Source organism: Stenotrophomonas sp. STEN083 (assembly GCF_056759195.1).
Genome location: NZ_JBRRCU010000032.1, coordinates 1 through 23,916 on the forward strand (window position 1 = coordinate 1; position 23,916 = coordinate 23,916).

At 63.8% G+C, this 23,916-nt stretch carries 30 protein-coding genes; 7 read left to right on the top strand and 23 right to left on the bottom strand.

Annotation, left to right across the window (positions count from 1 at the left end):
- Positions 1–151 precede the first annotated feature (151 nt).
- The gene (locus ACVOK8_RS11070) at positions 152–688 is read right to left on the bottom strand and encodes a DNA-3-methyladenine glycosylase I (RefSeq protein WP_481566884.1); all 537 of its coding nucleotides are present in this window, start codon (positions 686–688) and stop codon (positions 152–154) included.
- A gap of 77 nt (positions 689–765) precedes the next feature.
- On the opposite strand from ACVOK8_RS11070, the gene ACVOK8_RS11075 reads away from it, so the two are divergent.
- The 4 genes from ACVOK8_RS11075 to ACVOK8_RS11090 all read left to right on the top strand — a co-directional run bounded on the left by ACVOK8_RS11075 (position 766) and on the right by ACVOK8_RS11090 (position 4,264).
- Positions 766–1,332 (top strand): YqgE/AlgH family protein, encoded by a 567-nt coding sequence (locus tag ACVOK8_RS11075; RefSeq protein WP_481566845.1) that lies wholly within the window; start codon positions 766–768, stop codon positions 1,330–1,332.
- The gene (ruvX, locus tag ACVOK8_RS11080) at positions 1,325–1,792 is read left to right on the top strand and encodes a Holliday junction resolvase RuvX (protein ID WP_481566846.1); all 468 of its coding nucleotides are present in this window, start codon (positions 1,325–1,327) and stop codon (positions 1,790–1,792) included. The genes ACVOK8_RS11075 and ruvX overlap by 8 nt, the downstream gene beginning before the upstream one ends.
- Positions 1,793–1,809: 17 nt before the next feature.
- On the top strand, positions 1,810–2,760 hold the full coding sequence (locus tag ACVOK8_RS11085; RefSeq protein WP_481566847.1) for an aspartate carbamoyltransferase catalytic subunit: 951 nt from the start codon (positions 1,810–1,812) through the stop codon (positions 2,758–2,760).
- 124 nt (positions 2,761–2,884) lie between these two features.
- Positions 2,885–4,264, top strand: coding sequence for a hypothetical protein (locus ACVOK8_RS11090; RefSeq protein ID WP_481566848.1), 1,380 nt, complete (start codon positions 2,885–2,887; stop codon positions 4,262–4,264).
- Positions 4,265–4,392: 128 nt separating this feature from the next.
- On the opposite strand, the gene ACVOK8_RS11095 is transcribed toward ACVOK8_RS11090, so the two are convergent.
- The 16 genes from ACVOK8_RS11095 to ACVOK8_RS11170 form a co-directional block, all read right to left on the bottom strand.
- Positions 4,393–4,986 (bottom strand): tetratricopeptide repeat protein, encoded by a 594-nt coding sequence (locus ACVOK8_RS11095; protein ID WP_481566849.1) that lies wholly within the window; start codon positions 4,984–4,986, stop codon positions 4,393–4,395.
- Positions 4,987–5,200: 214 nt separating this feature from the next.
- Positions 5,201–5,464 (bottom strand): hypothetical protein, encoded by a 264-nt coding sequence (locus ACVOK8_RS11100; protein WP_481566850.1) that lies wholly within the window; start codon positions 5,462–5,464, stop codon positions 5,201–5,203.
- Between the two features lie 123 nt (positions 5,465–5,587).
- Positions 5,588–6,949, bottom strand: coding sequence for a magnesium transporter (gene mgtE / locus ACVOK8_RS11105; RefSeq protein WP_481566851.1), 1,362 nt, complete (start codon positions 6,947–6,949; stop codon positions 5,588–5,590).
- A gap of 118 nt (positions 6,950–7,067) precedes the next feature.
- Complete coding sequence (ptsP, locus tag ACVOK8_RS11110) at positions 7,068–8,786, bottom strand: phosphoenolpyruvate--protein phosphotransferase (protein WP_481566852.1); 1,719 nt, start codon at positions 8,784–8,786, stop codon at positions 7,068–7,070.
- A 49-nt stretch (positions 8,787–8,835) separates the two neighbouring features.
- Positions 8,836–9,105 (bottom strand): HPr family phosphocarrier protein, encoded by a 270-nt coding sequence (locus tag ACVOK8_RS11115; RefSeq protein WP_282267872.1) that lies wholly within the window; start codon positions 9,103–9,105, stop codon positions 8,836–8,838.
- The gene (locus tag ACVOK8_RS11120; protein WP_282267870.1) at positions 9,098–9,490 is read right to left on the bottom strand and encodes a PTS sugar transporter subunit IIA; all 393 of its coding nucleotides are present in this window, start codon (positions 9,488–9,490) and stop codon (positions 9,098–9,100) included. The genes ACVOK8_RS11115 and ACVOK8_RS11120 overlap by 8 nt, the downstream gene beginning before the upstream one ends.
- Positions 9,491–9,588: 98 nt before the next feature.
- Complete coding sequence (gene rapZ, locus ACVOK8_RS11125) at positions 9,589–10,467, bottom strand: RNase adapter RapZ (RefSeq protein WP_481566853.1); 879 nt, start codon at positions 10,465–10,467, stop codon at positions 9,589–9,591.
- A complete protein-coding gene (hprK, locus tag ACVOK8_RS11130; protein ID WP_481546254.1) occupies positions 10,464–11,414 on the bottom strand; it encodes an HPr(Ser) kinase/phosphatase in 951 nt (316 codons plus the stop codon). Before hprK ends, rapZ begins: the two co-directional genes overlap by 4 nt.
- Positions 11,411–11,863 carry a PTS sugar transporter subunit IIA gene (locus ACVOK8_RS11135; protein WP_481546253.1) on the bottom strand — a complete coding sequence of 151 codons (453 nt, stop codon included), beginning with the start codon at positions 11,861–11,863 and terminating at the stop codon, positions 11,411–11,413. Before ACVOK8_RS11135 ends, hprK begins: the two co-directional genes overlap by 4 nt.
- A gap of 25 nt (positions 11,864–11,888) precedes the next feature.
- On the bottom strand, positions 11,889–12,203 hold the full coding sequence (gene hpf / locus ACVOK8_RS11140; protein WP_282267862.1) for a ribosome hibernation-promoting factor, HPF/YfiA family: 315 nt from the start codon (positions 12,201–12,203) through the stop codon (positions 11,889–11,891).
- A gap of 59 nt (positions 12,204–12,262) precedes the next feature.
- Complete coding sequence (locus ACVOK8_RS11145) at positions 12,263–13,696, bottom strand: RNA polymerase factor sigma-54 (RefSeq protein WP_481566854.1); 1,434 nt, start codon at positions 13,694–13,696, stop codon at positions 12,263–12,265.
- A gap of 41 nt (positions 13,697–13,737) precedes the next feature.
- Entirely contained in the window at positions 13,738–14,457 is a 720-nt protein-coding gene (gene lptB, locus ACVOK8_RS11150) for an LPS export ABC transporter ATP-binding protein (protein WP_481566855.1), read from the bottom strand.
- Positions 14,457–14,984, bottom strand: a complete 528-nt coding sequence (lptA, locus tag ACVOK8_RS11155) for a lipopolysaccharide transport periplasmic protein LptA (protein WP_481566856.1) — start codon at positions 14,982–14,984, stop codon at positions 14,457–14,459. Before lptA ends, lptB begins: the two co-directional genes overlap by 1 nt.
- Positions 14,962–15,528 (bottom strand): LPS export ABC transporter periplasmic protein LptC, encoded by a 567-nt coding sequence (gene lptC, locus ACVOK8_RS11160; RefSeq protein WP_481566857.1) that lies wholly within the window; start codon positions 15,526–15,528, stop codon positions 14,962–14,964. Before lptC ends, lptA begins: the two co-directional genes overlap by 23 nt.
- On the bottom strand, positions 15,528–16,073 hold the full coding sequence (locus tag ACVOK8_RS11165) for a KdsC family phosphatase (protein WP_481511442.1): 546 nt from the start codon (positions 16,071–16,073) through the stop codon (positions 15,528–15,530). The genes lptC and ACVOK8_RS11165 overlap by 1 nt, the downstream gene beginning before the upstream one ends.
- A gap of 62 nt (positions 16,074–16,135) precedes the next feature.
- The gene (locus ACVOK8_RS11170) at positions 16,136–17,137 is read right to left on the bottom strand and encodes a KpsF/GutQ family sugar-phosphate isomerase (protein ID WP_481566858.1); all 1,002 of its coding nucleotides are present in this window, start codon (positions 17,135–17,137) and stop codon (positions 16,136–16,138) included.
- A gap of 52 nt (positions 17,138–17,189) precedes the next feature.
- Between ACVOK8_RS11170 and ACVOK8_RS11175 the strand changes: the two genes are divergently transcribed.
- Genes ACVOK8_RS11175 through ACVOK8_RS11185 form a run of 3 tightly spaced genes read left to right on the top strand, consistent with a single transcriptional unit; the run spans position 17,190 to position 19,040 of the window.
- Positions 17,190–17,420: a BolA family protein gene (locus ACVOK8_RS11175; RefSeq protein ID WP_481566859.1), complete on the top strand. Its 231-nt coding sequence runs from the start codon at positions 17,190–17,192 to the stop codon at positions 17,418–17,420.
- A 40-nt stretch (positions 17,421–17,460) separates the two neighbouring features.
- Entirely contained in the window at positions 17,461–18,735 is a 1,275-nt protein-coding gene (gene murA / locus ACVOK8_RS11180; RefSeq protein ID WP_481566860.1) for a UDP-N-acetylglucosamine 1-carboxyvinyltransferase, read from the top strand.
- Entirely contained in the window at positions 18,732–19,040 is a 309-nt protein-coding gene (locus tag ACVOK8_RS11185) for an EF-hand domain-containing protein (RefSeq protein ID WP_481516394.1), read from the top strand. The genes murA and ACVOK8_RS11185 overlap by 4 nt, the downstream gene beginning before the upstream one ends.
- 203 nt (positions 19,041–19,243) lie before the next feature.
- Here ACVOK8_RS11185 and ACVOK8_RS11190 read toward each other — a convergent pair whose 3' ends face one another.
- The 6 genes from ACVOK8_RS11190 to purM all read right to left on the bottom strand — a co-directional run bounded on the left by ACVOK8_RS11190 (position 19,244) and on the right by purM (position 23,880).
- Positions 19,244–19,879 (bottom strand): DUF3108 domain-containing protein, encoded by a 636-nt coding sequence (locus ACVOK8_RS11190; RefSeq protein ID WP_481566861.1) that lies wholly within the window; start codon positions 19,877–19,879, stop codon positions 19,244–19,246.
- 117 nt (positions 19,880–19,996) lie between these two features.
- The gene (locus tag ACVOK8_RS11195) at positions 19,997–20,680 is read right to left on the bottom strand and encodes a DUF3108 domain-containing protein (protein WP_481566862.1); all 684 of its coding nucleotides are present in this window, start codon (positions 20,678–20,680) and stop codon (positions 19,997–19,999) included.
- A 2-nt stretch (positions 20,681–20,682) separates the two neighbouring features.
- On the bottom strand, positions 20,683–21,483 hold the full coding sequence (locus ACVOK8_RS11200) for a DUF3108 domain-containing protein (RefSeq protein WP_481566863.1): 801 nt from the start codon (positions 21,481–21,483) through the stop codon (positions 20,683–20,685).
- A gap of 61 nt (positions 21,484–21,544) precedes the next feature.
- On the bottom strand, positions 21,545–22,204 hold the full coding sequence (gene purN / locus ACVOK8_RS11205) for a phosphoribosylglycinamide formyltransferase (RefSeq protein WP_481566864.1): 660 nt from the start codon (positions 22,202–22,204) through the stop codon (positions 21,545–21,547).
- Positions 22,201–22,809 (bottom strand): DUF2238 domain-containing protein, encoded by a 609-nt coding sequence (locus ACVOK8_RS11210; protein ID WP_481566865.1) that lies wholly within the window; start codon positions 22,807–22,809, stop codon positions 22,201–22,203. The genes purN and ACVOK8_RS11210 overlap by 4 nt, the downstream gene beginning before the upstream one ends.
- A gap of 12 nt (positions 22,810–22,821) precedes the next feature.
- Complete coding sequence (purM, locus tag ACVOK8_RS11215; protein ID WP_481566866.1) at positions 22,822–23,880, bottom strand: phosphoribosylformylglycinamidine cyclo-ligase; 1,059 nt, start codon at positions 23,878–23,880, stop codon at positions 22,822–22,824.
- Between the last annotated feature and the right edge of the window lie 36 nt (positions 23,881–23,916).

Consider the following 23,916-nt stretch of genomic DNA (forward strand, 5'->3'; position numbering starts at 1 on the left):
GGACAAGGCCGAGCGAAAGCGAAAGCCGAAGCCGAAATCTTGGCGGAGGCCGCTCTTCTTCCTCCCTTTCGCGTAGCGAAGGGGTGGGCCGGGGAGGGGGGCTTTTGCTTTTGCTTGCAGCTCGCGCTCAAACCATCACCATCCAGGCAAATTACCGCCCCATCCAAGCTGGCCCAATCGCCGCAATCTTCACCATCACCGGGCAATCCTCCCGGTGCGCGCCCGGCAGATACCCCAGGCTCATCAAAAATTCACCAGTGATCTCGCCACCGGTAAAACGAAACGTCTTCTTGAACAGCTTCACCCAATCGGCTTTTGTCAGCGGATGATGCGCATCCAGCCACTCGGCGAAGCCGCCATGCGACGCGCGCAGGCCCTGGATCACCTGCGCGTTGTGGATCGCCGCAGCCACCTTGAGCCGGTTGCGGATGATGCTGGCGTCGGCCATCAGCCGGGCGATATCCGCCTCGCCATAGGCCGCCACCGCGTCCACGTCGAAGCCGCTGTAGGCGCTGCGGAAGCCTTCACGCTTGCGCAGGATGGTTTCCCAGCTCAAGCCGGCCTGGTTGATTTCCAGTAGCAGGCGCTCGAAGAGCTCGCGTTCGTCGCGCTGCGGGAAGCCATACTCGTTCTCGTGGTACGGCCCGTGCACGGGGTGGCCCGGGGCGAGATCACAGTAGTAGGTCATGGGCGTGTCCGCGTTAAGGAAGCCCGGATTATCGCCGCTGCGAAGCGTCAGGCAGCCGCAGACGGTAGAATGCAGATATGTCTGCGTTGTCGCCACCTCTTTCCAATCACCTGCTGGTGGCTTTGCCATCGCTGGTCGACCCCCAGTTCGCGCGTAGCGTGGCCTTGATCTGCCAGCACGACGAAAACGGCGCCATGGGCGTCGTGGTCAACCAGCTCTCCGATTTCACCCTGGGCGATGTGTTCGCGCAGATGGCGATCGATACCGACGATGGCGACCTGCGCGTCGTGCCGGTGCTCAATGGTGGGCCGGTGCACACCGAACGCGGTTTCGTCATCCATGACGACGCCCGCGAATGGGATTCCAGCCTGAAGGTGGGCGATGGCCTCTACCTGACGACGTCCCGCGACATCCTCGAAGCCATGGCCCGTGGCGAAGGTCCGCGCAATGCCCTGGTCACGCTCGGCTGTGCCGGCTGGAGTGAAGGCCAACTGGAGCAGGAACTGGCGGAGAACAGCTGGCTGACCGTGCCCGCCGACGCTGCCGTGCTGTTCGAAACACCGCTGGACGAGCGCTGGCAATTGGCCGGCGCACGCATCGGCGTTGATCTGTTCCTGGTCACCGGATACAGCGGCCGTGCTTGAGTCCAACACACTTTCCACCAGCAGCACGGTACTGGGCTTCGATGTCGGCTCGCGTCGTATCGGCGTTGCCATCGGCAGCTCGCTGGGCGTCGGCGCGCGCGCGATCGCGGTCGTCGATGTGCATGGCAATGGCCCGGACTGGAGCGCGCTGGACAAGCTGCACAAGGAATGGCGGCCGCAAGGCATGATCGTCGGCGATCCGCTCACCCTGGAAGGCGACGACCAGCCCAACCGCAAGCGCGCGCATGCCTTTGCCCGGCAACTGCAGCAGCGCTACAAGGTGCCGGTATTGCTGGTGGATGAGCGCTCCAGCTCGGTCGAGGCCGCGCAGCGTTTCGCCGTGGAGCGCGCCGAAGGCCGCAAGCGCCGCCGCGATGCGGCCAACCTCGACGCCGTCGCTGCCGCCGTCATCATCGAGCGCTGGTTGTCGGCGCCGCACGAAGCCACCCCTATTTCCTGACTGTCGAAGACCCTGCCATGACCGCTTCGCAACTTGATGCCCAAGGACGCCTGCGCCACCTGCTGACCCTGGATGGGTTGCCGCGAGAAACCCTGCTGCAGCTGCTCGACCGAGCTGGCCAGATCCGCGATGCCGCGGTCGGCCGCATCAACAACAAGCGCGCGGTGCTGGCCGGAACCGGTGTCTGCACGCTGTTCTTCGAACCCTCGACCCGCACCCGCAGCTCGTTCCAGCTGGCGGCGCAGCGACTGGGCGCCGACGTATTGAATTTCGATGCGTCCACGTCATCCGCGCGCAAGGGCGAGACCGCCTGCGACACGCTGAAGAATCTGGAAGCGATGGGCGTGCGTGGTTTCATCGTGCGACACCCGGACGATGGTGCGGTGGCCGAACTGGCTGGTGTGGCCGGCGAAGGCACCGCGCTGATCAATGCTGGCGACGGCCGCAGCGCGCATCCGACCCAGGGCCTGCTCGACATGCTGACCCTGCGCCAGGCCAAGGGCAGCGATTTCTCCAAGCTGAAAGTGGTGATCGTCGGCGACGTAAAGCACTCGCGTGTTGCGCGTACCGATCTGCAGGCGATGCGCACCCTGGGTGTGGGCGAGATCCGCGTCTGCGGCCCGCAATCGCTGCTGCCGGAGGATGGAATCCTTGATGGCTGCGTGGTCGGCCATGATTTCGACGCGATGCTGGAAGGCGTGGATGCGCTGATGATGCTGCGTCTGCAACGCGAGCGCATGGAAGAAGGCCTGGTGCCATCGCTGGAGCATTACCACACGCAGTACGGCCTCAACAGCGAGCGCCTGAAGCGCGCGGCCAAGGACGCAGCGGTGCTGCATCCGGGGCCGATCAACCGCGGCGTGGAAGTCACCGACGAAGTGGCTGACGGCCCGCAGTCGTGGGTCTTGCGCCAGGTCGCCAATGGCGTGGCTGTGCGCATGGCCGTGCTGGAAACCTTGTTGGGCTGATCTGGTTGCGGCGGGCATTGGACCCTGCCGTATTGAGAACCCTTCTGCCTGTAGGCAGCACTGTGGAGCAATGAGTATGGATGCGAATGTGACAGCTCGGCCGCAGCGGTCGGATCTGTTGACGATGTTGCTGCTGCTGGTGCTGGCCGTGGTGATCTGGGTGCCTGCGCTATGGACCCCGTTCTGGGGTGACGACTACGTGTTTCTGCATGCGGCGCGCTTGGCCAATCTGGCCAGCCAGCCGTGGTCGGAAACCTTCTGGCCATTGCAGCCGGAACTTTTCTGGCGGCCGCTGTCGCAGACGGCATGGTGGCGTGTGGTTGAAAGTGTGATGGGCGGCAACGTGCTGGTCGCGCACTCGGTCATGCTCGTGCTGCAGTTGCTGGCGGCACTTGGCGTTGGCGTATTGGGACTGACCATCGCACGCGTTGCCGGCTGGCCGGCGCGCTGGGCGGTGGCGGGTTTGAGCGCGGGTTTCTATGCTGTGCTGGCCGTCAGTCTGCTGACGGTGCATTGGGTTGCTGCAGCCAACAGCCCGCTCTTGGTGCTGTTCACCACGCTGCTGCTCGCAGCATGGTTGGCAGCCTCCACTGCGAATGCGCGCAAACGACTGTTGTTGCTGGCGGCGGTGCCGTGTCTGCTGGTTGTCGCCTTGCTCAGCAAGGAGTCGGCGATCCTGATGCCGGTGCTGATGCTGATCTGCAGCCTGTTCGCCGGCGCACGTTTGCGCCGTGGCGAATGGTTGGTTCTGGTGTCATGCGTCGTGCTGGCTGGCATCTGGCTGTTGCTGCGGCAGAAAGCCACGCTGCCTCCTGCGCCGCAGTACGCCTACGGTTTTGGTGGCAACCTGATCAAGAACGGTGCGTCGTTCGGTGCGTGGTTGCTCAATGTGCCACGTGAGGCACTACGCATGGTCGCCACCGGCGAGTTGATGAAGGGCGCTGCCTGGGCGCTGTTGGCAGCCTTGCCTGTTGTGCTCGGCTGGGTGTTGGCTGCATCAAAGGGTGGCTGGCGGCGTTTGGATCGTCGCCAATGGGCGTTGCTGGCGGTGTTTGCTGTTGTCGCCTACGCACCTTACTTCCCGTTGGTCTGGAACAGCTACGAGTACTACGCCGCGATCTCCGCGATCCTGCCGGCCATCGTGCTGGCGCGATTGCTGCAAGGGCGCCGGGTCGCTGTGCTGGTAGCGGTGCTGATGGCAGTGTCGTGCTGGGTGTCGGTGGCGGGGACGCGCTGGCTGGATCACCCTGGTCTTATCGGGCGGGCGCGTTGGGCGGAGGCATCCGTGCAGCAGTTGGCCGCGCAGCAGCTGAAGGCCCCGTTGTGGGTGCATGTGGCTGATGACCAGCGCTTCTATGCGATTGGTCTGCACGGTCTGGCATGGCGGCTGGATGTGCCGTTGGAGCAGATCCACGCGGTGGATGCCTGCCCGTCGAGTGGATCGGGTACCTGTCTGGAAATGGATGCCGAAGGGCGTTGGAGTCATCATTCATTGGCGCCTTGAACCGCAGGTTCAGCGCAGCGCCACAAGCGGGTAGGGGTTGCTGGTGAGGTGCTACTGTAGTGCCAAGCCATGCTCGGCTGGAGCATTACCGGGAAAGCCGCTGCCGAGCATGGCTCGGCACTACGCTGCTACGGTTTTCCTGCCTGGCGCTTGCGTTGCTGCCGGATGTAGGTCATTTCGTTTTCGGCGACCTTGTTGCCGGGTTCCCGTGCCAACGATTCTTCATAAGCGGCCTGCGCTGCGTCCAGGTCACCCAGTTCAATCAAGGCGTATCCGGTTCCGCGTAGTGCCAGCGCCTCGGCGTGCGCCGCCTCAGGATGGCTGCGGGTAAGTGCCAATGCCTGCTGGTAGCTGCTCAGCGCGCCGGACCAATCCTTGGTGATGTTCAGTGCGGCGCCGCGTTCGGTCAGTGCCTCGGCCTCATAGGGCGCGGTGGCATGGGCCTTGTCCAGCCACCGTATTGCCTGCGCCGCATCGCGCAGTTCCACGGCGATGTATCCCAGTTGGACGTAGGCATCGGCACAGGCAGTATCCAGCCAGTCGATGGGTTCGCCGTCGCCATGCTCACGCAAGTAGAGCTCGTATTGCCGCTGTGTGCGGAAGCTCAGCGAACGTCGTCCCGGTGCGGCACGGTAAGCATCACATTGTCGTGCGGCATCAAGCAGCACGGCTTTGGCCTGCGCATGCTCGCCTTTGAGATTCAATGCCCCGGCTTCACGCATGGAAGCCCGTAGTTCCTGCCCCAGGGCTGGCTCGCCGGGGCTGGAGTAAATTTTGGTAGTAGTGAGCCTGAGTGGATCGACCGGATCCTCGGCCAGAGCGTCCGTGCAAGCCAAAGCTAGAGCGACACACAGCAGATAACGCATACGACCCCTCCGCAGCGATGTGGGCAACAGCGTAGCCGGAGCCACAGCGGATCGGTAGGGGGAGGGATGCTTAGTCGCGCGGCGCCATTGCCAGGATTGCCAGCTGTTGCTGCGCTTCTTCGTTGCCGGCTGCGGCAGCGGCCTGCACCTGTGCCAGGTCCGGGTGCTGAACCACCAGCAGCGGGTACTCGCATTCGGGGCAGGCGTATTCGGTCTGCTCGTCGTGCAGTTCCATTTCCATCTGCCGCGAGCTGCCTTTCCATTCGCAGGCAGGGCAGATGTGCACGTCTTCGCGCCAGCCGGTCTGGTAGTAGTCGTTGACGGTGATGGTCATGGGCAGGGCCTGAAACAAGGGCGGGGAAGTGTAGCCCGGGTAAGTGTGCGCACAGCCGAGGTTGTCCGCGAAGAGCTCTCGGGTGCGCTGGCGCTTACCCGGGCTACTGCTTTACGACCGCAATCAGTGCAGCAGCACCAGCGTTGCCAGGCCGAGGAAGGTGAAGAAGCCCATCGAGTCGGTGACCGCGGTGAGGAAGATGCCGCTGGCCAATGCCGGGTCGAAACCCAGTCGCTTCAGCGTCAATGGCACCAGCACGCCGGCCGATGCGGCAAACAATAGATTGAAGGTCAGCGCAATACCGATCACCAGCGACAGCCCTGGCATGTGGAACCAGGCCAGCACGATGAGGCCGAGCACCGTGCCCAGCACCATGCCGTTGAGCAGGGCCACGCGTAGTTCTTTCCACAGCAGGGTGCGGGCATTTGAGGCGCCCACCTGACCCAGTGCGAGACCGCGGATCATCAGCGCCAGCACCTGGGTGCCAGCATTGCCGCCCAAGCCGGCGACAATCGGCATCAGCACCGCCAGCGCCACCAGTTTGTCGATGGTGCCTTCGAAATGACCGACCACGCTGGAGGCGAGGAAGGCGGTGCAGAGGTTGACCGACAGCCACATCAGGCGCCGGCGCATGGCGCGCCAGACCGGGCTGAACAGGTCTTCGTCTTCGTCCAGGCCGGCCGCGCCCAAGGCCTGGTGATCGGCCTGGCCACGAATGATGTCGACCACGTCATCGATGGTGATACGGCCGATCAGGATGTTGTTGTCATCCACCACCGGTGCCGAGACCCAGTCATGATCGGAGAATTGGCGGGCCACTTCGTCGGCGCTTTCGCCTACGTCGATGGCCGGCTGTTCGTCGTCGATCAGACGGTTTATCGGGGTGGTGTCTTCGTGGGTAACCAGCGAGGCCAGCGACAATCGACCCAGATACTGGTGGCGACGGCTGACCACGAACAGATGATCGGTGTGGTCGGGCAGTTCGCCGCGCAGGCGCAGGTAGCGCAGCACCACGTCGACGTTGACGTCGGCACGCACGGTGACCACGTCCGGATTCATCAAGCGGCCGGCGGTGTCTTCCGGGTAGGACAGCACCTGCTCCAGCCGCTCGCGGTTCTCGCGGTCCATCGACTTGAGTACTTCGTCGATGACGGTATCGGGCAGGTCCTCGACCAGATCGGCAAGGTCGTCGATGTCCAGATCTTCGACCGCGGCGATGATTTCGTCCGCGTCCATGTCCGCCAGCAGACTTTCGCGCACGTCTTCACCGACATGCACCAAGACCTCGCCGTCGTCCTCGGGGTCCACCAGTCCCCACACCACCTCGCGCTTGCCTGGCGGCAGCGATTCAAGCAGGTTGCCGATTTCAGCCGGGGACAGAGTGTTGACCAGGCGACGCACCGGTCCCAACCGGCCACTGTCCAATGCATCGGAAAGCAGGCGCAGCTGGCGTGCGGTCTTGTCGTGGCGTACGGCTTCGGCCATGCGCAGCTCCCGGTATGGTGATGGCCGCTGTCCGTGGCGGCTGGACGCCAACGGCGGTGTTTAGCCCGCCATTATCACGCGCCACGCGCGGGCTTGCATACAACCGTTGCGCCCGGAATCAGTTTCCCGCGCTGCCGGTGATCCAGCGTTCAATGCCGCGGCGGTCCCGTGCAGCCAGCAATTGCGGGGCCTGCAGGCGCAGCTCGGCCAGATTGACCTCGCGGATGGCGCGTCGCACTTCCAGCAAGGTGGCCGGGTGCAGGCTGAACTCGGTCAGCCCCAAGGCCAGCAGCAGGGCTGTCATGCGCGCGTCACCTGCCATTTCACCGCAGACCGCTACCGGGGTTTCATGCCGCTGCGCGGTTTCGATCACCTGGTACAGCAGCCGCAGCACTGCCGGATGCAGGGGCGAGTACAGCTCGGCCACGGCGTCGTTGTTGCGGTCGGCGGCGAGCAGGTACTGGACCAGATCGTTGGTGCCGATCGACAGGAAATCGACCTGGTCGATGAAGGTTTCCAGTGCGATTGCGGCGGCCGGCACTTCGATCATCGCACCGACCGGGATGTTCTCCGCCACCTCATGGCCGTCATTGCGCAGGATCGCGGCCAGCCGCGACAAGCGCCGCCGCACTGCCATGATTTCCTCACGGGTGGTCAGCATTGGCACCAGGATACGCAATGGGCCGTAGCCGGAGGCACGCAGGATCGCCCGCAATTGGGTGTCGGACACCTTGGGCCGGGCCAGTGACAGGCGCACGCCGCGCAGGCCCAAAGCCGGGTTTTCTTCGCTGCTGAGTACCAGTCCGGTGCGGTCGGCCTTGTCCGCGCCCAGGTCCAGGGTGCGGATGGTGACCGGCCGCCCGCTCATGCCCAGCACGGTGTCGCGGTAGACGCGGAACTGTTCTTCTTCGTCAGGCAGCTGGTTGCGCTGCATGAACAGGAATTCGGTGCGGTACAGGCCCAGGCCACGGGCACCCAGCGCATGCGCCTGGGCGACGTCGTCATGCGATTCTGCATTGGCCAGCAGGGTGATCTCCGCGCCATCCAGGGTGCGGGTGGGTTTGGCCCGCAAACGGCCCAGCTCACGTTGTTCACGCGCCAGCTCGCGCTGACGCATGCGGTACTGGCGCAGGTCGTCCGGGCCCGGATCAACCACTATCTCGCCGCTGCCACCGTCCAGTATCAGGACGTCGCCATCGCTGACTTTCTGCAGTACTGCATTGGCAGCCACTACCAGCGGCATATGCAGGCTGCGGGCGAGGATCGCGCTGTGCGAGAGCACGCTGCCGGCACTGCTGACGATGCCGACCACGCCCTGTGCCTGCAGCTGCGCCAGTTCCGACGGAGCGACGTTCTCGCAGACCAGGATCTCGCCGGCCAGCCCCTTCATGGTGGTGGTGCGTTTGTGCAGGAAGGACTGGATGCGACCGATCACATGGTCCAGATCATCCATCCGGCTTTTCAGGTAGGCATCTTCCATGCCTTCAAATACCTTGGCCAGACGGTCGCGCTGCACGCGCAGGGCATGGCTGGCGCTGTAACGCTTGCTGCGCACCAGCTCATCCAGTGCAGCCAGCAACTCGGGGTCGTCCAGCAGCATGGCGTGCAGGTCGAGGAACTCGCCGACTTCGGCCGGCAATGCGCCTTGCAAACGGGTGCGCAGTTCGCGCATTTCCTGGCGTGCGGCATCGGTGGCGCGGTGCAGGCGTTCCAGTTCGTGTTCCACCGCAGAAGCCGCAATGCGCTTTTCACCAATGTCCTGCACATGCGGCAGGCGCACGCGAGCGCGGCCGAGCGCGCTGCCACGGGAGGCGGGCAGGCCCAGTAAACGGGTCACCGCTGCCGGCTCCACACAATGGTTGCAGCAGTGCGCGCGGCCTGCGGCATCAGCTGTCCTCGTCGAAACGACGCTCGAACAATGCGGCAACTGCCTCCAGTGCGGCAGCTTCGTCTTCGCCATCCACGCGCACCGTTACCGGCGTGCCTTGGGCAGCGGCCAGCAACATCACGCCCATGATGCTTTTGGCGTTGACCTCGCGGCCCTTGGCCACAAGCGTGGCGTTGGAGCGGAAGGCAGACAGCACCTGCACCAGTTTGGCGGTGGCCCGGGCGTGCAGCCCCAGCCGGTTGGAAACCATGAGTTCTTGTTCAAGCATCGTCGGTGATGACTCCGTTGCGAGCGCCCGCCGCCGCAGTGGCGGGCAGTTGGTCCAATCCCTGTTCCGGATAGTTCATTACCCGCAGCAACATCGCCAGACTCAAACCCGATACGCGCTTGGTGGGCGTGCCCAGGCGGGCCAGTTTGCCGGCAAGATTGCTGGGGCTGGCGCCATACAGGTCGGTCAGTATCAACACGCCGCCTTCGCCTTCCACCCTGCGCATCGCCGCCGAGGCGGCGGGCAGCAGGGCATCCAGGTCGGCGTCGAACGGCACTTCGAACGCTTCTGTTTTCAGCGGCAGTTGCCGCAACAAGGCGGTCGTCACTTCCAGCAGGGAAGTGCCGACACCGGTATGAGTTACTAGGAGAATGCCGCAGGTCATCCCTGAACGTTAACAGGTCAAGGCAAGTCCGCGATAGCGCTTAAAACTGTCTTCTGTGTGCCATTCAGGGCATGCGCGGTGAGCGCGCATCCGTCCTTTCAATCCTGTTCGCGATGGAAGGTGGCCACGTCCTGCCAGCCTTGCTCGCGCGCATGCCGGGCCAGGCGTTCGGCCAGGTAGACCGAGCGGTGTTTGCCGCCGGTGCAGCCAAAGGCGACGGTGACATAGCTGCGGGTCTCGCCGCCCAGCTTGGGCAGCCAGGTATCGAGCAGGTCCTGCAGCTGAGTGACGTAGCGGACCACATCGGGCTGCGCGTCCAGATACTCGCGAACCTCGCGGTCGCGTCCGGTCAGCGAACGCAGTTCCGGGTCCCAGTGCGGATTGGGCAGCACCCGCGCGTCGAATACGAAGTCGGCTTCGGCCGGCACGCCACGCTTGTAAGCGAAGGACTCAAACAGCAGCGAAAGTTTGCTTTCATGGCTGAGGGCAAACTCGGTTATCACCCGGCGCCGCAGTTGGTGCACGTTGAGGCGGGTGGTGTCGATGACCGCATCGGCTTCACGGCGTAGCGGGGCGGTCAGCTCTCGCTCGCGGGTGATCGCTTCCGGCAGTGACAGCCCCAGATGACTCAGCGGGTGTCGGCGGCGGGTGTCGGCGTAGCGCGCCAGCAAGGTGTCGTCGTCGGCTTCGAAGAACAGCAGGCGCACGTCTATGCCGTAATTCAGTGCGGTTTTGCGCCATGCAGCCAGTTGGCTGAGGTCGCTGCGACCGCGCACGTCGATGCCGACCACCAGCCGCGGCGGGCGGTTTTCGTCGCGTTCGCCGAACACGCCGCGCACGAACTCTGGCAGCAGGTTTACCGGGATGTTGTCCGAGCAGTAGTAGTCCAGATCTTCAAAGGTCTTCAAGGCCACCGATTTGCCCGAGCCGGACAAGCCGCTGACGATGATCAATACCGATGCAGGGTGTGCACTCATGAACTGCGTTGCTCCAGCAGGTTGCTATGGCGGGCGATGAACATCGCCGCCGGGTCGATGCCCTTGGTCCGCAGGATATGCAGACGGGTGGCGGCTTCGGTCAGCACGGCCAAGTTGCGCCCGGGCATCACTGGCAGGGTGATCAATGGCACATCCAGATCCAGTACGTGACGCTTGCCGGAATCGCCGGTGAGGCGCTCATAGCCATAGCTGCTGGGCTCGGTCATCGGCTTGGTCAGGTGGACGATGAGGCGAAGGTACTTGTTCTTCTTTACAGACGTGTCACCGAACATCTGCCGCACATTCAGTACGCCCAGCCCACGCACTTCCAGAAGGTCCTGCAGCAGCTCCGGGCAGGTGCCGTCGAGCACGTCCGGGGCGATCTGGGTGAATTCGGGTGCGTCGTCGGCGACCAGCCGGTGCCCGCGTGACAGCAGCTCCAATGCCAGCTCGCTCTTGCCTGAACCAGCCTCACCGGTGATCAGCACGCCGATGGAGTAGATCTCCATGAATACGCCATGCAGGATCACCCGCGGTGCCAGCGTGCGGGCCAGGTGGTAGCTGAGGTGGTTGAGCAGCTCGTGGCCACGGCGCGGCGACACCCACAATGGGGTCTGCGATTCGTCGGCGGCCGAGCGCAGGTCTTCCGGGCAGCCGTGGCTCTTGGTGATGACCAGCGCCAGCGGCCGTGCCTGGATGATGCGTTCGATCACTTCCCAGCGCTGGCGGGCATCCAGTGAATCCAGCCAGGTCAGTTCCTCGGTGCCGAGGATCTGCACTTTGTTCGGATAGATGGTGTTGAGGTAGCCGGCCAGCGAGGGCCGCCGCGAGACCGTATTGCCGGCCTCCAGCTCCCGTTGCGCGCCGGCATGGCCGGCGACCCAGCGCAGGTCGAGCTTCTCGCGCTGGTGGTCGAAGAGTTCCTGGGCGGTGATGCTGGTATTCATCCGCTACGCGCCTGCTGCGGGTTGATGATGATGTCTTTGAGGGTCTGCGCATCGGGGGCAATGCGCAGCGCCTGACGGATGTCGGGGTCGGAGAAAATCTCCGCCAGCTCGGACAGCAGCATCAGGTGTTGGTGGGTGTAATGCGCCGGAACGGCCATCGCGAAGACCAGGTCGACCGGTTCGTCGCCGCCGAAATCAACGGGTTGTTGCAGGCGTAGCAGGGCGCCGCGTGGCTCCTGCAGTGTTTCCGAACGCCCGTGGGGAATGGCGATGCCGTGGCCAATGGCGGTGCTGCCGACGTTTTCACGTTCGCGCAGGCTTAAAAACAGGCTGTCCGCGCCGGCCTCTCGACAGGCAAGCAGGCGGGAGGCGGCAATAAGGGTGCTGTCTCGATCAGCGACCGCGAGTACCTGGGTACTCACGGCCGCCATCAGGTCGGTCAACGGCATGTTGGCTTACGGCTGGGTATAAAGATCAGCCATTGTCGCGCAGAGCATGCGATGCGTGGGGAAGATGCTTTTCCTTGTGCTTTATGACCAGTCGGTCGAGCTTGTCGGCCAGTACGTCGATGGCTGCGTACATGGTGGGTTCGGCAGCATCGGCGTGCAGGGTGCGCCCGGGTAAATTCACCGTGGCGACGACGAGGTAGTCAGGCTTGCGGGTGGACAACTGGACTCGTACTTCGCAGTGCTGGTCGAAGTGCCGACCCAGCCGCTCCAGCTTTGTTTCCACGTACTCCTTCAGGGCAGGCGTGACTTCAACTTGCTGGCCATACGTCTCGATACGCATCGGATTCCTCCTGTGGTTCGGGGTTGCCTAGATGAACCCTGCGCTGCTCAACGAATGCTTCAGGCGATGCGGACGCGTTCGTGAGAGGCACAGATGTTCATGGCCTCACGATACTTCGCAACGGTGCGGCGCGCTACCGGTATGCCACTTGTTTTGAGCATCTCAGCCAGCTTGGCGTCAGAAAGTGGTTTGCGCGGGTTTTCCGCATCGATCAGATTGCGGATCATTGATTGGATCGCAGTGCTGGAGGCCTCGCCGCCGCCTTCGGTATCTATGCCGGAGGCGAAGAAGGCGCGCAGCGGCAGGGTGCCGCGCGGGGTACGTACGTACTTGCGGGCGATGGCGCGCGAAATGGTGGATTCGTGCAGTTCCAGTTCGCCGGCGATTTCACGCAGCGTTAGCGGACGCAGTGCCTGTTCGCCGAATTCCAGGAAGCCGGCCTGGTGATGCAGCAGGCTGCTGACCACCCGCAACAGGGTTTCCCCGCGTGCCTGCAGGCTCTTCAGTAGCCAGCGCGCCTCCTGCAGCTGTGCGCGCAGATAGCTGGCATCGGCATCGCCGCAGCGCCGGATCAATTGTTCGTAGCTTTGATTGATGACCACCTTCGGGCCGGCGTGCCCAGCCAGTGCGCAGCGCCAGATGCCGCGCTGACGCCAGACCACGCAATCGGGTACCACGTAGGTGTCCGAGGTCATCTGGCCCAGCTGTTTGCCTGGGCGCGGGTCGAGCGAGCGCAGCAGTTGGACGGCTTCTTCGACGTCGGCAATCGGCTGTTTGAGTTCCTGTGCGATGCCGCTGATACCGGCGCGCGGCAGTCGCTCCAATGGGCCGTCGGCTATACGTCGCGCCAAGGCAAGGGCAGGGGTCTGGCAGGGCAGTACGTCCAGCTGCAGGCCCAGGCATTCGCCCAGGCTGCGTGCGCCCACGCCGGCGGGGTCGAAGCGTTGGATCTGCCGCAGCACCGCCACGATTTCATCTTCGTCGGCATGGATTTCGGGTAGCAGGGTCTGCGCGATCGCTGACAAGGGTTCGCGCAGATAGCCGTCTTCATCCAATGCATCGATCAGGGCCACGCCGATGGCGCGATCACAGCGGCCAAGATGGGTCAGGTGCAACTGCCACAACAGGTGATCGGCCAATGTATCGCCGTCTTCGGCCTGTTCGCGTTCGTCGTTGTCACCGTCGTCATCGAATGAGCCGGAGCGGCTGCTGCTCCAGTCCTCATCGCCGCCGTCCCAGTCTTCGCCCTCGGCGTTGATATCGCCTTGCGCGGGGTCCATCGGGGCGTCGTCGCTGGAACTGCTGGGGGCTGCGTCATCGCTGTCGCCACCTTCGCTATTCTCGGCCCACTCCAGCAGTGGATTGGTTTCCACCGCTTCGGTCAATTCCAGTTCGAGCTCGGTGCTGGACATCTGCAGAAGGCGAATGGCCTGACGCAACTGCGGCGTCATGACCAGACTTTGTCCCATCGATGTCTGCAGCCGTGCTTTCATGCCTGATCCGTTCGGGTAGGGGCCCGACGTGGCGCTGCGACTCAGAGGGTGAAAGCGTCCCCGAGGTAAACACGGCGCACGTCAGTATTGGCTAGCAGATCTTCCGGTGCCCCCTGCGCCAGTACGCTGCCTTCAGCGAGGATATACGCCCGGTCGCAGATTCCCAAGGTTTCGCGCACATTGTGATCGGTGATCAACACACCAATGCCGCGTTGCTTGAGGTGGGTCACGATGCGCTGGATCTCGCCGACCGAGATCGGGTCGACGCCGGCGAACGGTTCGTCGAGCAGGATCAGGCGTGGTTTGGCAGCCAGTGCGCGGGCGATTTCGCAACGGCGACGTTCACCGCCGGACAGGCTGGCGCCGGTTTGATCGGCCACATGGCTGATCTGCAGTTCGTCCAGCAGCGAGGACAGTTCGCGCTCACGGCCGGCGCTGTCCAGGTCCGTGCGGAGTTCCAGCACCAGGCGGATGTTGTCGGCCACGCTGAGCTTGCGGAATACCGAAGGCTCCTGCGGCAGATAACCCACGCCCAGTTTGGCGCGCTCGTACATCGGCTCGGAGGTGATGTCCTTGCCATCGAGCACGATGCTGCCGGCATCAGCGGCGACCAGGCCGACAATCATGTAGAAACAGGTGGTTTTACCGGCGCCGTTGGGGCCGAGCACACCGACCACTTCGCCGGCATCCAGGGTCAGCCCGAAGTCCTTGACGACTTCGCGGTTCTTGTAGCGCTTGCGCAGGCCTTGGGCAACGAGCATTACTTGCTATCTCCCGCCGCTGCCGGCGCCTTGTTCTTGGGTTGGATCACGGTGCGCACGCGGGTGCCATCACCGCCACTCTGCATCGCGCCGCTGCGGGTGTTGTACACCATGCGCTGGCCAGCATTGGTGCCGCGCTCGGACTCAACCTTGTAGTTGCCGGTCAGGATGATGATTTCACTGTTGATGTTGTAGTCCATGTTGTCGGCACGGGCATTCATCCAGGTGTTGTCATCCATCTGCTGCTTCAGCGTGGCTTGTTTACCGGTGAGTATCACCCGCTCGGTCTCGCCGTTCTTGCGGATCACATCGGCGGTATCAGCGTGGATCTCCATCGAGCCCTGGGTGATGATCACGTTGCCGCTGAACTGGCATTTGCCGTTGTCGCTGAAGTTGCAGTCATTGTTATTGGAATCGATGGTCATCGGCTGGTTGCGATCCGATGCCTTGGACCACGCCAGGCCGGGTGCGAGCAGGGCGGCGAGCAGCGTGATCGACGCGAGCTTAGCGGGCAGCTTTGGGTTCATAGCGGGTCTTGACCTGGGAAAGGAGTGAATACTGCTGGGATTTGAGGTTGGCGCGGAAGCCGACACCGGTCTGCGACAGGCCCGGTCGGGTCAGCGTCACTTGTGCATCGGTGCGCGCCAGATCCTGCTCGGCGAATACATCCAACGCGCTGGTACGGAAGGTGGTTGGCGGGGTCTTGCCGTCGGTGGGGCTGTCACCGGCAACATTGCCGCGCAGGCGCAGCTCCTCGCCCTTGGGGCTGACCCAGCCGGTATCGGCGCTCAGCCGCCAATGCTGTCCGGCCGTGTCGGGCAACAGGAACAATGGTTTGGTTATGTTGGACGTCTGGTCGGCACGGTTGCGTGTCATCGACGGTGCGCGCAGCGTCATCGATTCCTGGCCTTGCTTGTCCAGGGTGACGATCTCGAAGTCGGTCAGGGTGAAGTCGGTGCTGCCTTCTTCCACAGTCGTGGGAGCGGTATGAGCGCGGTTGCGCCATGCCGACCAGCCGCTGATCAGGGCGGCCAACAGCAGGCCTATACCAAGAACTGAACGCCAACTCATCAGGAAAACCTCGCCAAGACTGCATCCAGTTTGCCTTGCGCGGCCAGCAGGACGTCACACAATTCGCGCGCTGCGCCACGCCCGCCTTGGGCGCGGGTCTGCCAATGCACGCGTTCAGCGATCCACGGATGCGCATCGGCCGGCGCTACCGCAAGCCCGACCGCGCCCAGTGGCGCCAGATCGGGCAGGTCGTCGCCCATGAAGGCGACCTGGTCCAGACCGATGCCGTGCTGCTCGCACAACGCACGCACGCTGGCCAGTTTGTCGCCGACCGCGATCTGCGTGTCGATGCCCAGATCAGCGCCGCGGCGCTGCGCCGACAGGCTGTTGCGCGCGGTGATCAACACCGGATGTATGCCGTGCTGTTGCAGCAGCTTCAGGCCCAGCCCGTCCTGCACGTAATAGGCCTTGCTCTCGTTGCCGGCGTGGTCGTAGAACAGGCGTCCGTCGGTCAGGGTGCCGTCCACGTCAAAGCAGGCCAGGCGGATGGCGCTGGCGGTGGCATGCAGATTGGCGGGGAAAAGCGCTAGCGGCGAGTAGGGCATTGGCAGGCAGTATCCGTTGCGGCAGGTCGGGCTTTGGCCCGAGGTCGTTGATTGTGCGGGGTTTAGACGACTTTTGCCCGCAACAGGTCATGAATGTTCAGGGCGCCGACGGGGTGATTGTCGCCATCGACCACAATCAAGCCATTGATCTTGTGGGTTTCCAGCAGTCGTGCGGCTTCCGCGGCCAGTTGGTCGGCACCGATGGTGCGCGGGTTGCGGGTCATCACTTGCGCGATGCTGGCGGTGCGTACGTCCAGGTCGGTGTCCAGCGCACGGCGCAGGTCGCCGTCGGTGAACAGGCCAACCAGCCTGCCTTGGGCATCGACCACGGCGGTCATACCCAGCCGCTTGCGGCTCATTTCCATCAGCGCCTGGCTGAGACTGGCGTCGTCACTGACGCTGGGCAGATCGTCGCCGGCATGCATCACGTCGGTGATATGCAGCAGCAGGCGCCGGCCCAGGCTGCCGGCAGGGTGTGAGCGGGCAAAGTCGTCGGCGGTGAAGCCGCGCGCGTCCAGCAGGGCCACTGCCAGCGCATCGCCCATCGCCAGCGAGGCGGTGGTGCTGGAAGTCGGGGCCAGGGCCAGCGGGCAGGCCTCGTGGTCCACGTTCACGTCCAGATGCACGTCGGCAGCCAGCGCCAGACTGGATTGTGGCCGCCCTGTCATGGAAATCAGCGGGTTGCCCTGGCGCTTGAACACGGGCAGCAGGGTCAGTACTTCGTCCGATTCACCGGAGTAGGACAGCGCCAATACCACGTCATCTTCGGTGATCATGCCCAGATCACCGTGCCCGGCTTCGCCCGGGTGCACATAGAACGAGGGAGTGCCAGTCGAGGCCAGGGTGGCGGCGATCTTGCGTGCGATATGCCCGGATTTGCCCATGCCGGTGGTGACCACGCGGCCGCGCGAAGCCAGCACCAGCCGGCAGGCGGCGGCGAACTGGGCGCCGATGCGACCGCCTACCCGGTCCAGTTCGTCGCGCTCGATCTCGAACACACGATGACCACTGGCCACCAGATCGGCGTCGCGCAATGTATCCAGGGAAAGCGGGGAAGCAGCCATACGGATGCCACTCGGATAGTAGAATGGGAGTTCATTTTATTAGGAAAGCGCTTTGGACGCCGAGACCATCCGAAATCTGATCGAAGCCGGCCTGCCGGGCGCCCGCGCCGACGTGCAGGGCGACGACGGGGTGCACTTCGAGGCCACGGTGATCTGCGAGGCATTCGCCGGCAAGATGCCGTTGGCGCGCCACCGCATGGTGTATGCGACGCTGGGCGACCTGATGGGCGGCGCAATCCATGCGCTGGCGCTGAAAACCGTCACTCCGGGTGAAGCCGGCTGAGCCGGCGCACTCTCTTCTCCTTTATACCGGCCTTAAATCCATGGCAAAAATCGTAGTCACCGGCGGCAATGCGCTGAACGGTGAGGTTCATATCTCCGGCGCCAAGAACGCCGTCCTGCCGATCCTGTGCGCCACCTTGCTGGCCGATGCGCCGGTGGAAATCACCAACGTGCCGCACCTGCACGACGTGATCACCACCGTGAAGCTGCTCGGTGAGCTGGGCGCCAAGGTCACCGTTGACCAAGGCACCCTGTCGCGCGGCAGCGCCGTCGTCGTGGACCCGCGTACCGTCGATCAGCACGTGGCGCCGTATGAGCTGGTCAAGACCATGCGCGCCTCGATCCTGGTGCTGGGCCCGTTGCTGGCCAAGTTCGGCCAGGCCGAAGTGTCGCTGCCGGGCGGTTGCGCCATCGGCTCGCGTCCGGTCGACCAGCACATCAAGGGTCTGCAGGCGTTGGGTGCAGAAATCACTGTTGAAAACGGCTTCATCAAGGCCCACGTCGATGGACGTTTGAAGGGCGGCCGTTACACCTTTGACATGGTCAGCGTCACCGGCACCGAGAACGTGCTGATGGCGGCTGTGCTGGCCGACGGCACCACGGTGCTGGAAAACGCCGCGATGGAGCCGGAAGTGGCCGATCTGGCGCATTGCCTGATTGCACTGGGCGCGAAGATAGAAGGTGTGGGCAGCTCGCGCTTGGTCATCGAAGGCGTCGAACGCCTGCACGGCGGCCGTCACGCGGTGCTGCCCGATCGCATCGAAACCGGTACTTTCCTGGTTGCCGCAGCGATGGCTGGTGGCCGCGTGACGGTGCGCAATGCACGCCCGGACACGATGGACGCCGTGCTGCAGAAGCTGACCGAAGCCGGCGCTGAAATCAGCGTCACCGAGGACACCATCACTCTGGACATGCATGGCAAGCGGCCGAAGTCGGTGAACATCACCACTGCGCCGCACCCGGCCTTTCCGACCGATATGCAGGCCCAGTTCATGGCCATGAACTGCGTGGCCGATGGCGTGGGTGTGATCACCGAAACCATCTTTGAAAACCGCTTCATGCACGTCAACGAGCTGCTGCGACTGGGCGCCGACATCCAGATCGAGGGGCATACCGCGATTGTGCGCGGCGTTGAGAAGCTCAGTGGCGCGCCGGTGATGGCGACCGATCTGCGCGCCTCGGCCTGCCTGATCCTGGCTGGTCTGGTGGCTGCTGATGAAACCAGCATCGACCGCATCTACCACCTGGATCGTGGCTACGAAAACATTGAGGAAAAACTCAGTGGGCTCGGTGCCAACGTGCGGCGGATCGCGTGATCCTCAAGGGCCGTTTCACCCCGCGTCGCAAGGCCCTGCTGGGTCTGGTGCTGCTGGCCCTGGCCTGGTTGGGCTGGGGTTGGTACAGCGGCGTGGCCATCACCCAAGGCGTCGAAAAGGAACAGATGGACTGGAATGGCGATGGCCAGGTCAGTCGCGATGAGTTCCTGCAGGCGTTCTATGCTGTGCAGGTGAAGGACAGCGAAGAGGGCGATCGCCAGTGCCGCAGCTTCATCTGGCGCAGCAGCGGTGAAGAATTCCGCCGCGATTGCCGCACGGTGTTCAAGAAGGCCGCGGCCGAATAGCAGGTCTGCGCCGCAGTGTTGCGGCGCCTCTTGCTGGCAAAGCAACCCGGGTAAGCGCAGCGCACCCGGGATGATGCAGCCCAGGCAGGGCGCAGCTCCCGCTTGAGCCCTGTCGTTACTTATTGCAACCGTTGCGCAGAGCTCCAGCCGCTGGTTCGCTGTTGCTTGCCCGGGCTACGCCTGGGTACCGCTGTGCTCTGTGCTCAGCGCGACCAGGAATTCATCTGCAAGCTGATCGTGGTGGCGCCGTTCTCACGCTGGACAATGCGCACCGGTGCCGGAATCCCGGCCACGATCCAGGCGATGGTCTGCTTTTCAGCGCCGCCCTGGGCAACCTTGGTCGCGTCGTAGGTGCGTCCGGCAATAGTGACCCGCTCGCGACCAATCACCCGATAGTTCATCGGCCGCGCACGCCCATTTTCGATCATGCGATAGGACAGGGGGCGGTTGGCGGGCACGTCACGTGCCAATGCCAGGTTGATCAGCAGGGCATCCATATCGCCAGCGCGCAAGGCTACCGGTCCGGCGCGGCTGGGTTTGACATCGCCGCTCCAGCGCGCCTGGCCAGCGGCCCAGTTGTAGTTGGTGATGACGCCGCGCTGGATCGAGGCGTAGCTGGTGCGGTCGCTGCCTCCCAATGGCCGGTACTGCGTTCCCATGTCCTGGAACACGGTGGCCTGGCTCAGCTTGGCGAGCATGTGATCCACTGTCAGTAGGTACATCCAGGAGCCATTGCGGGCCGGGGTGAGTGTCATCCGTGCGGAAGCACTCAGGCCTTTGTAGCTGGCGGTGTAGCGGCCATCGAAACGCTGTACGGCGGCATCGGCAGTTGGGGCCATGGATACCAGCAGGGCAGCTGCAAGCGGGAGTAGGGCGAATTTACGAACAAGGGTCACGGCGGCTCATCCATGAAAACGCCCGGCATCAGGCCGGGCGCGTCGGAGTTGGGTAGGAGGTCAGTTGATCGAGCGGATGGTCAGGTCCAGTGCGTCCTGGCCGTTCTCGCGCTGCAGCAGGCGTGCCGGTACCGGCATGCCGGGGACGATCCAGGCGATCTGTTCCTTGTTGCCGTCCACGCGTGAGACCTTGGTGGCTTCCTGCTGCTTGCCGGCGATGGTCATGTTTTCCTTGCCGATCACCCGGTAGGTCATGGGCTTGATGCGGCCATCGTCGACCATGCGGTAGGTCAGGGGCTTGCCGGCGGCGACGTCGCGGGCAATAGCCAGATTGATCAGCAATGCATCCATGTCGCCGCTTTGAAGGCGGATCGGGCCGCTGCGTTCGGGCTTTACATCGCCGGTCCAGGTGGCTTGGCCGCTGTTCCAGTCATAACGCGCATCCACCTGCTTGCGCTTGATCAGCACCACCGAGCGGTCGTGGCTGCTGAGCGGGCGCAGCTTGCCAGCCTGTTCGTCGAACACGGTGGCCTGGCTCAGCTCCGCCATCGGGCTCTTGATCTGCAGGCTGTAGCGCCACTGATTGTTGCCGGCAGGAGCTACCGACATCACGCCATTGGCTTGCATGCCCATGTAGCTGGCCTGGTAGTCCGCGGAGAATGGTTCAAATGCCAAGGCTGGCAGGCTGGCCGTGACCAGTGCAGCGGCAGCGAGGTAACGCAGGGGGCTACGGGTAAGCTTCATGCTCAGGCTCCTTGGTATTCGATCAGGCGCAGGTCGATTTCGTCCTGCCCATCTTTGCGTTGCAGGATGCGCACCGGGGTGGGTACGCCATTGGCAATCCACAGGATGGTTTCATCATTGCCGCCATTGGTGCGGTAGACCCGCAAGGCGTCATAGCTGAGATCACCCACCTGCACGTTTTCGGTGGTGTCGGCAGCGCGGTACTCGTACTGGCGCACCCGGCCGACATCGACGTAGCGGTACTGCAATGCTTGTCCCGGTCGCGCATCGCGCATCAGCGACAGATTCAGTACCAAGGCGCTCTGGTCGCCCCGCTGCAGGTTAATGGGTCGCTGCCGTTCTTCCTTCAGGTCACCCTGCCACTGCGCTGTACCGGCCTGCCAGTTATAGACGCCGGTGACCTTCTTGCTCATGAACAGTGCTTTCTTGACCGTGCTCTGGCTCAACGGCGTGTAGACGCTGCCTTCGTTGTTGAACACGTTGCTCTGTTCAATGTTCAGCCCGAGGATGCTGGCAAAGCCGCGCTTGCCGCGCACCGCCATGTCTACCCGCCACTGGCTGTCACTGTTATGGACCACGCGCATGGTGGCATCGCCGGCTTCCTTGCCTTTGTAGAAGGCTTGGTAGGTGGCGACGAAGGGCTCCAGTGCCGGCGGGGTCCACTCCAGCGGCGGCGGCGCCAGCGTAACCGGTGCCTGTGCCTGTTCCGGCGTGGTCGCAGTTACGGGCGTTTCCTGGGCGTGGCTGACTGCTGATACCAGCAGTGCGGTCAAAACCAATGGTTTGAGAAGCGCTATGGCCATGTGAGGACTAGGGCAAAAGAGAGGGGATAGTGCCAAACCACACATCAGCAGCATGTGCGGATCAGCTACGGAGGGTTCCGGCGGAATCTAGGCGCAGTGGACTAAACACAGACTGACCGTCGTAGTGAACCATGCCATCGTGTTCAGCAAGTCGGCCGGCGACCAGCAGCTGTACGCTGGCCAGCAACAGTGGATGTTCGACCGCCAGCACCCGTTTGGCCAGCAATTCAGCACTATCCTCGGTCAGCACTGGGACCCGTGCCTGGGCGATGACCGCGCCCGCATCCAGTTCAGGTACGACGAAGTGCACACTGGCGCCGTGCTCGGCATCGCCGGCCTCGATGGCGCGGGCGTGGGTATGCAGGCCCTTGTGCAAGGGCAGCAGCGAGGGGTGGATGTTCACCAGGCGGCCGCTGAAGCGTTGCACGAAGGCGGTGCCGAGGATGCGCATGTAGCCGGCGCAGATGATCCAGTCCGGCTGACTTGCAGCCACTGCGTCGGCCAGCGCGGCATCAAACGCCTCGCGGTCAGCGAAATCCCTGGGTGAGCGCGCCCAGCGCTGTGCGGGTGCTACTTTTTCCAGTGCGGCGGCGCCCGGCTTGTCGGAGAACACGCCGATAATCTGCGCATCCAGCTGGCCGGCGGCAATCGCGTCCTGCAGGCATTGCAGGTTGCTGCCGCGCCCTGAGGCAAGCACGGCGAGACGGGGCAGAGGGCTCATGCGCGCAGTTTCCGCAGCAGTGGCCATAGCGCCAGACTGCCAAGGGTGGCCAGCAACATATCGGCATGCGCGTCCCAGATGTCGCCCTGCTGGCCGTTATAGGCTTCCGCAGCTTCGGGGGACAGGGCCAAGGCGATGCCCCATTCCAGCCATTCGTAGGCCAGGCTGGAGCACATGATGGTCATCACCGCCAAGGTGAAGGCCTGGCCAACGCGTAGCGCCGGCCAGGTGCGGCGGGCCAATTGGGTCAGCGCCGGGGTGAAGCAGATGCCGTACAGCAGGTGGATCAGTCGATCGAAATGATTGCGCTCCCAGCCGAACGCGGCATTCGGCGACCAGCCGAACCAGGCCTGCGCCCATTGGTCATACGGGATATTGGAATACAGCCAACGGGCGCCAATGCAGTGCAGGATGATGAAGCCGCAGATGGCTGCGAAGGCGCCGCTGCCCAAGGGCCAGCAGCGGTCCACCCACCACAGCGCGAGCAGGCCGAGCACGGTCAGCGAGCTGTGCAGGGCCTGTTCCACAGGCCATAGCGGTTTGATCCAGGTGAGCGCGAATACAACAAGCACGCCGATGAAGGCGGCCTTCTTGGCGGCTGTCATGTAGGCGTTGGCTCAGCCGATGTGGACGCGTTCGGCGCCGTTTTCAGCCACCACTTCACCAATCTGCCAATGCGCGAGCTGCAGCGACTCCAGCGTTGCATTGATGGCGGCGACCTGATCGGCCGGCACCAGCAGCACGAAGCCGATACCGCAGTTGAAGGTGCGCCACATCTCGCTGTCAGCCACATTGCCTTCGCGCTGCAGCCACTGGAATACCGGCGGCAGGGTCCAGCTGCTGGCGTCGATGGTCAGGCCCAGGCCTTCCGGCACCACGCGGATGATGTTCTCGGTCAGGCCGCCGCCGGTGACGTGGGCCATGCCGTGCACGGCTGCGCCATGGGTCTTGAGCAGCGACAGGATCGGCTTGACGTACAGGCGGGTCGGCGCCATCAGCGCGTCTACCAGCTTGACGCCGTCTTCCAGCACCAGATCGGCCGGGCTGCCGGCGCGCTCATAGATACGGCGAACCAGCGAGTAACCGTTGGAGTGCGGGCCGGAGGAGGCAATGCCGATCAGCACATCGCCGAGGGCAACGGCCGAGCCGTCCTTCAATTCGCTCTTTTCGACGCCGGCGACGGTGAAACCGGCCAGGTCGTACTCACCCGGGGCATACATATCGGGCATTTCAGCTGTTTCGCCGCCGATCAGCGCGCAACCGGCCTCGGTGCAGCCATTGGCGATGCCGCCGACCACGGCCGCGGCGGTGTCGATGTCGAGCTTGCCGGTGGCGAAATAATCCAGGAAGAACAGGGGCTCAGCGCCCTGAACCAGCACGTCGTTGACGCACATGGCGACCAGATCGATGCCGATCGTGTCGTGGCGGCCGAGCTGTTGTGCCAGCTTCAGCTTGGTGCCGACGCCGTCGGTGCCGGACACCAATACCGGCTCGCGGTACTTGTTGGAGAGGTCGAACAGGGCACCAAAGCCACCCAGTCCGCCCATCACCTCCGGGCGGAAGCTGCGCTTTACCAGCGGCTTGATGCGCTCGACCAGTTCGTTGCCTGCGTCGATGTCGACACCGGCGTCACGGTAGGTCAGGGGGGAATTGGCAGAGGTCGAGGGGCTGGTCACTGGCGGCTGCACTGGCGGGGTGAACGGTCGATTTTA

Excerpts from the sequence above, each read along its gene's own strand:
- ACVOK8_RS11070 (WP_481566884.1), bottom strand. The coding sequence starts at position 688 with ATGACCTACTACTGTGATCTCGCCCCGGGCCACCCCGTGCACGGGCCG.
- ACVOK8_RS11075 (WP_481566845.1), top strand. The coding sequence starts at position 766 with ATGTCTGCGTTGTCGCCACCTCTTTCCAATCACCTGCTGGTGGCTTTG.
- ACVOK8_RS11085 (WP_481566847.1), top strand. The coding sequence starts at position 1,810 with ATGACCGCTTCGCAACTTGATGCCCAAGGACGCCTGCGCCACCTGCTG.
- ACVOK8_RS11090 (WP_481566848.1), top strand. The coding sequence starts at position 2,885 with ATGTTGCTGCTGCTGGTGCTGGCCGTGGTGATCTGGGTGCCTGCGCTA.
- ACVOK8_RS11095 (WP_481566849.1), bottom strand. The coding sequence starts at position 4,986 with ATGCGTGAAGCCGGGGCATTGAATCTCAAAGGCGAGCATGCGCAGGCC.
- ACVOK8_RS11100 (WP_481566850.1), bottom strand. The coding sequence starts at position 5,464 with ATGACCATCACCGTCAACGACTACTACCAGACCGGCTGGCGCGAAGAC.
- mgtE (WP_481566851.1), bottom strand. The coding sequence starts at position 6,949 with ATGGCCGAAGCCGTACGCCACGACAAGACCGCACGCCAGCTGCGCCTG.
- ACVOK8_RS11115 (WP_282267872.1), bottom strand. The coding sequence starts at position 9,105 with ATGCTTGAACAAGAACTCATGGTTTCCAACCGGCTGGGGCTGCACGCC.
- ACVOK8_RS11120 (WP_282267870.1), bottom strand. The coding sequence starts at position 9,490 with ATGACCTGCGGCATTCTCCTAGTAACTCATACCGGTGTCGGCACTTCC.
- rapZ (WP_481566853.1), bottom strand. The coding sequence starts at position 10,467 with ATGAGTGCACACCCTGCATCGGTATTGATCATCGTCAGCGGCTTGTCC.
- hprK (WP_481546254.1), bottom strand. The coding sequence starts at position 11,414 with ATGAATACCAGCATCACCGCCCAGGAACTCTTCGACCACCAGCGCGAG.
- ACVOK8_RS11135 (WP_481546253.1), bottom strand. The coding sequence starts at position 11,863 with ATGCCGTTGACCGACCTGATGGCGGCCGTGAGTACCCAGGTACTCGCG.
- hpf (WP_282267862.1), bottom strand. The coding sequence starts at position 12,203 with ATGCGTATCGAGACGTATGGCCAGCAAGTTGAAGTCACGCCTGCCCTG.
- ACVOK8_RS11145 (WP_481566854.1), bottom strand. The coding sequence starts at position 13,696 with ATGAAAGCACGGCTGCAGACATCGATGGGACAAAGTCTGGTCATGACG.
- lptB (WP_481566855.1), bottom strand. The coding sequence starts at position 14,457 with ATGCTCGTTGCCCAAGGCCTGCGCAAGCGCTACAAGAACCGCGAAGTC.
- lptA (WP_481566856.1), bottom strand. The coding sequence starts at position 14,984 with ATGAACCCAAAGCTGCCCGCTAAGCTCGCGTCGATCACGCTGCTCGCC.
- lptC (WP_481566857.1), bottom strand. The coding sequence starts at position 15,528 with ATGAGTTGGCGTTCAGTTCTTGGTATAGGCCTGCTGTTGGCCGCCCTG.
- ACVOK8_RS11165 (WP_481511442.1), bottom strand. The coding sequence starts at position 16,073 with ATGCCCTACTCGCCGCTAGCGCTTTTCCCCGCCAATCTGCATGCCACC.
- ACVOK8_RS11170 (WP_481566858.1), bottom strand. The coding sequence starts at position 17,137 with ATGGCTGCTTCCCCGCTTTCCCTGGATACATTGCGCGACGCCGATCTG.
- murA (WP_481566860.1), top strand. The coding sequence starts at position 17,461 with ATGGCAAAAATCGTAGTCACCGGCGGCAATGCGCTGAACGGTGAGGTT.
- ACVOK8_RS11190 (WP_481566861.1), bottom strand. The coding sequence starts at position 19,879 with ATGGCCCCAACTGCCGATGCCGCCGTACAGCGTTTCGATGGCCGCTAC.
- ACVOK8_RS11195 (WP_481566862.1), bottom strand. The coding sequence starts at position 20,680 with ATGAAGCTTACCCGTAGCCCCCTGCGTTACCTCGCTGCCGCTGCACTG.
- ACVOK8_RS11200 (WP_481566863.1), bottom strand. The coding sequence starts at position 21,483 with ATGGCCATAGCGCTTCTCAAACCATTGGTTTTGACCGCACTGCTGGTA.
- purN (WP_481566864.1), bottom strand. The coding sequence starts at position 22,204 with ATGAGCCCTCTGCCCCGTCTCGCCGTGCTTGCCTCAGGGCGCGGCAGC.
- ACVOK8_RS11210 (WP_481566865.1), bottom strand. The coding sequence starts at position 22,809 with ATGACAGCCGCCAAGAAGGCCGCCTTCATCGGCGTGCTTGTTGTATTC.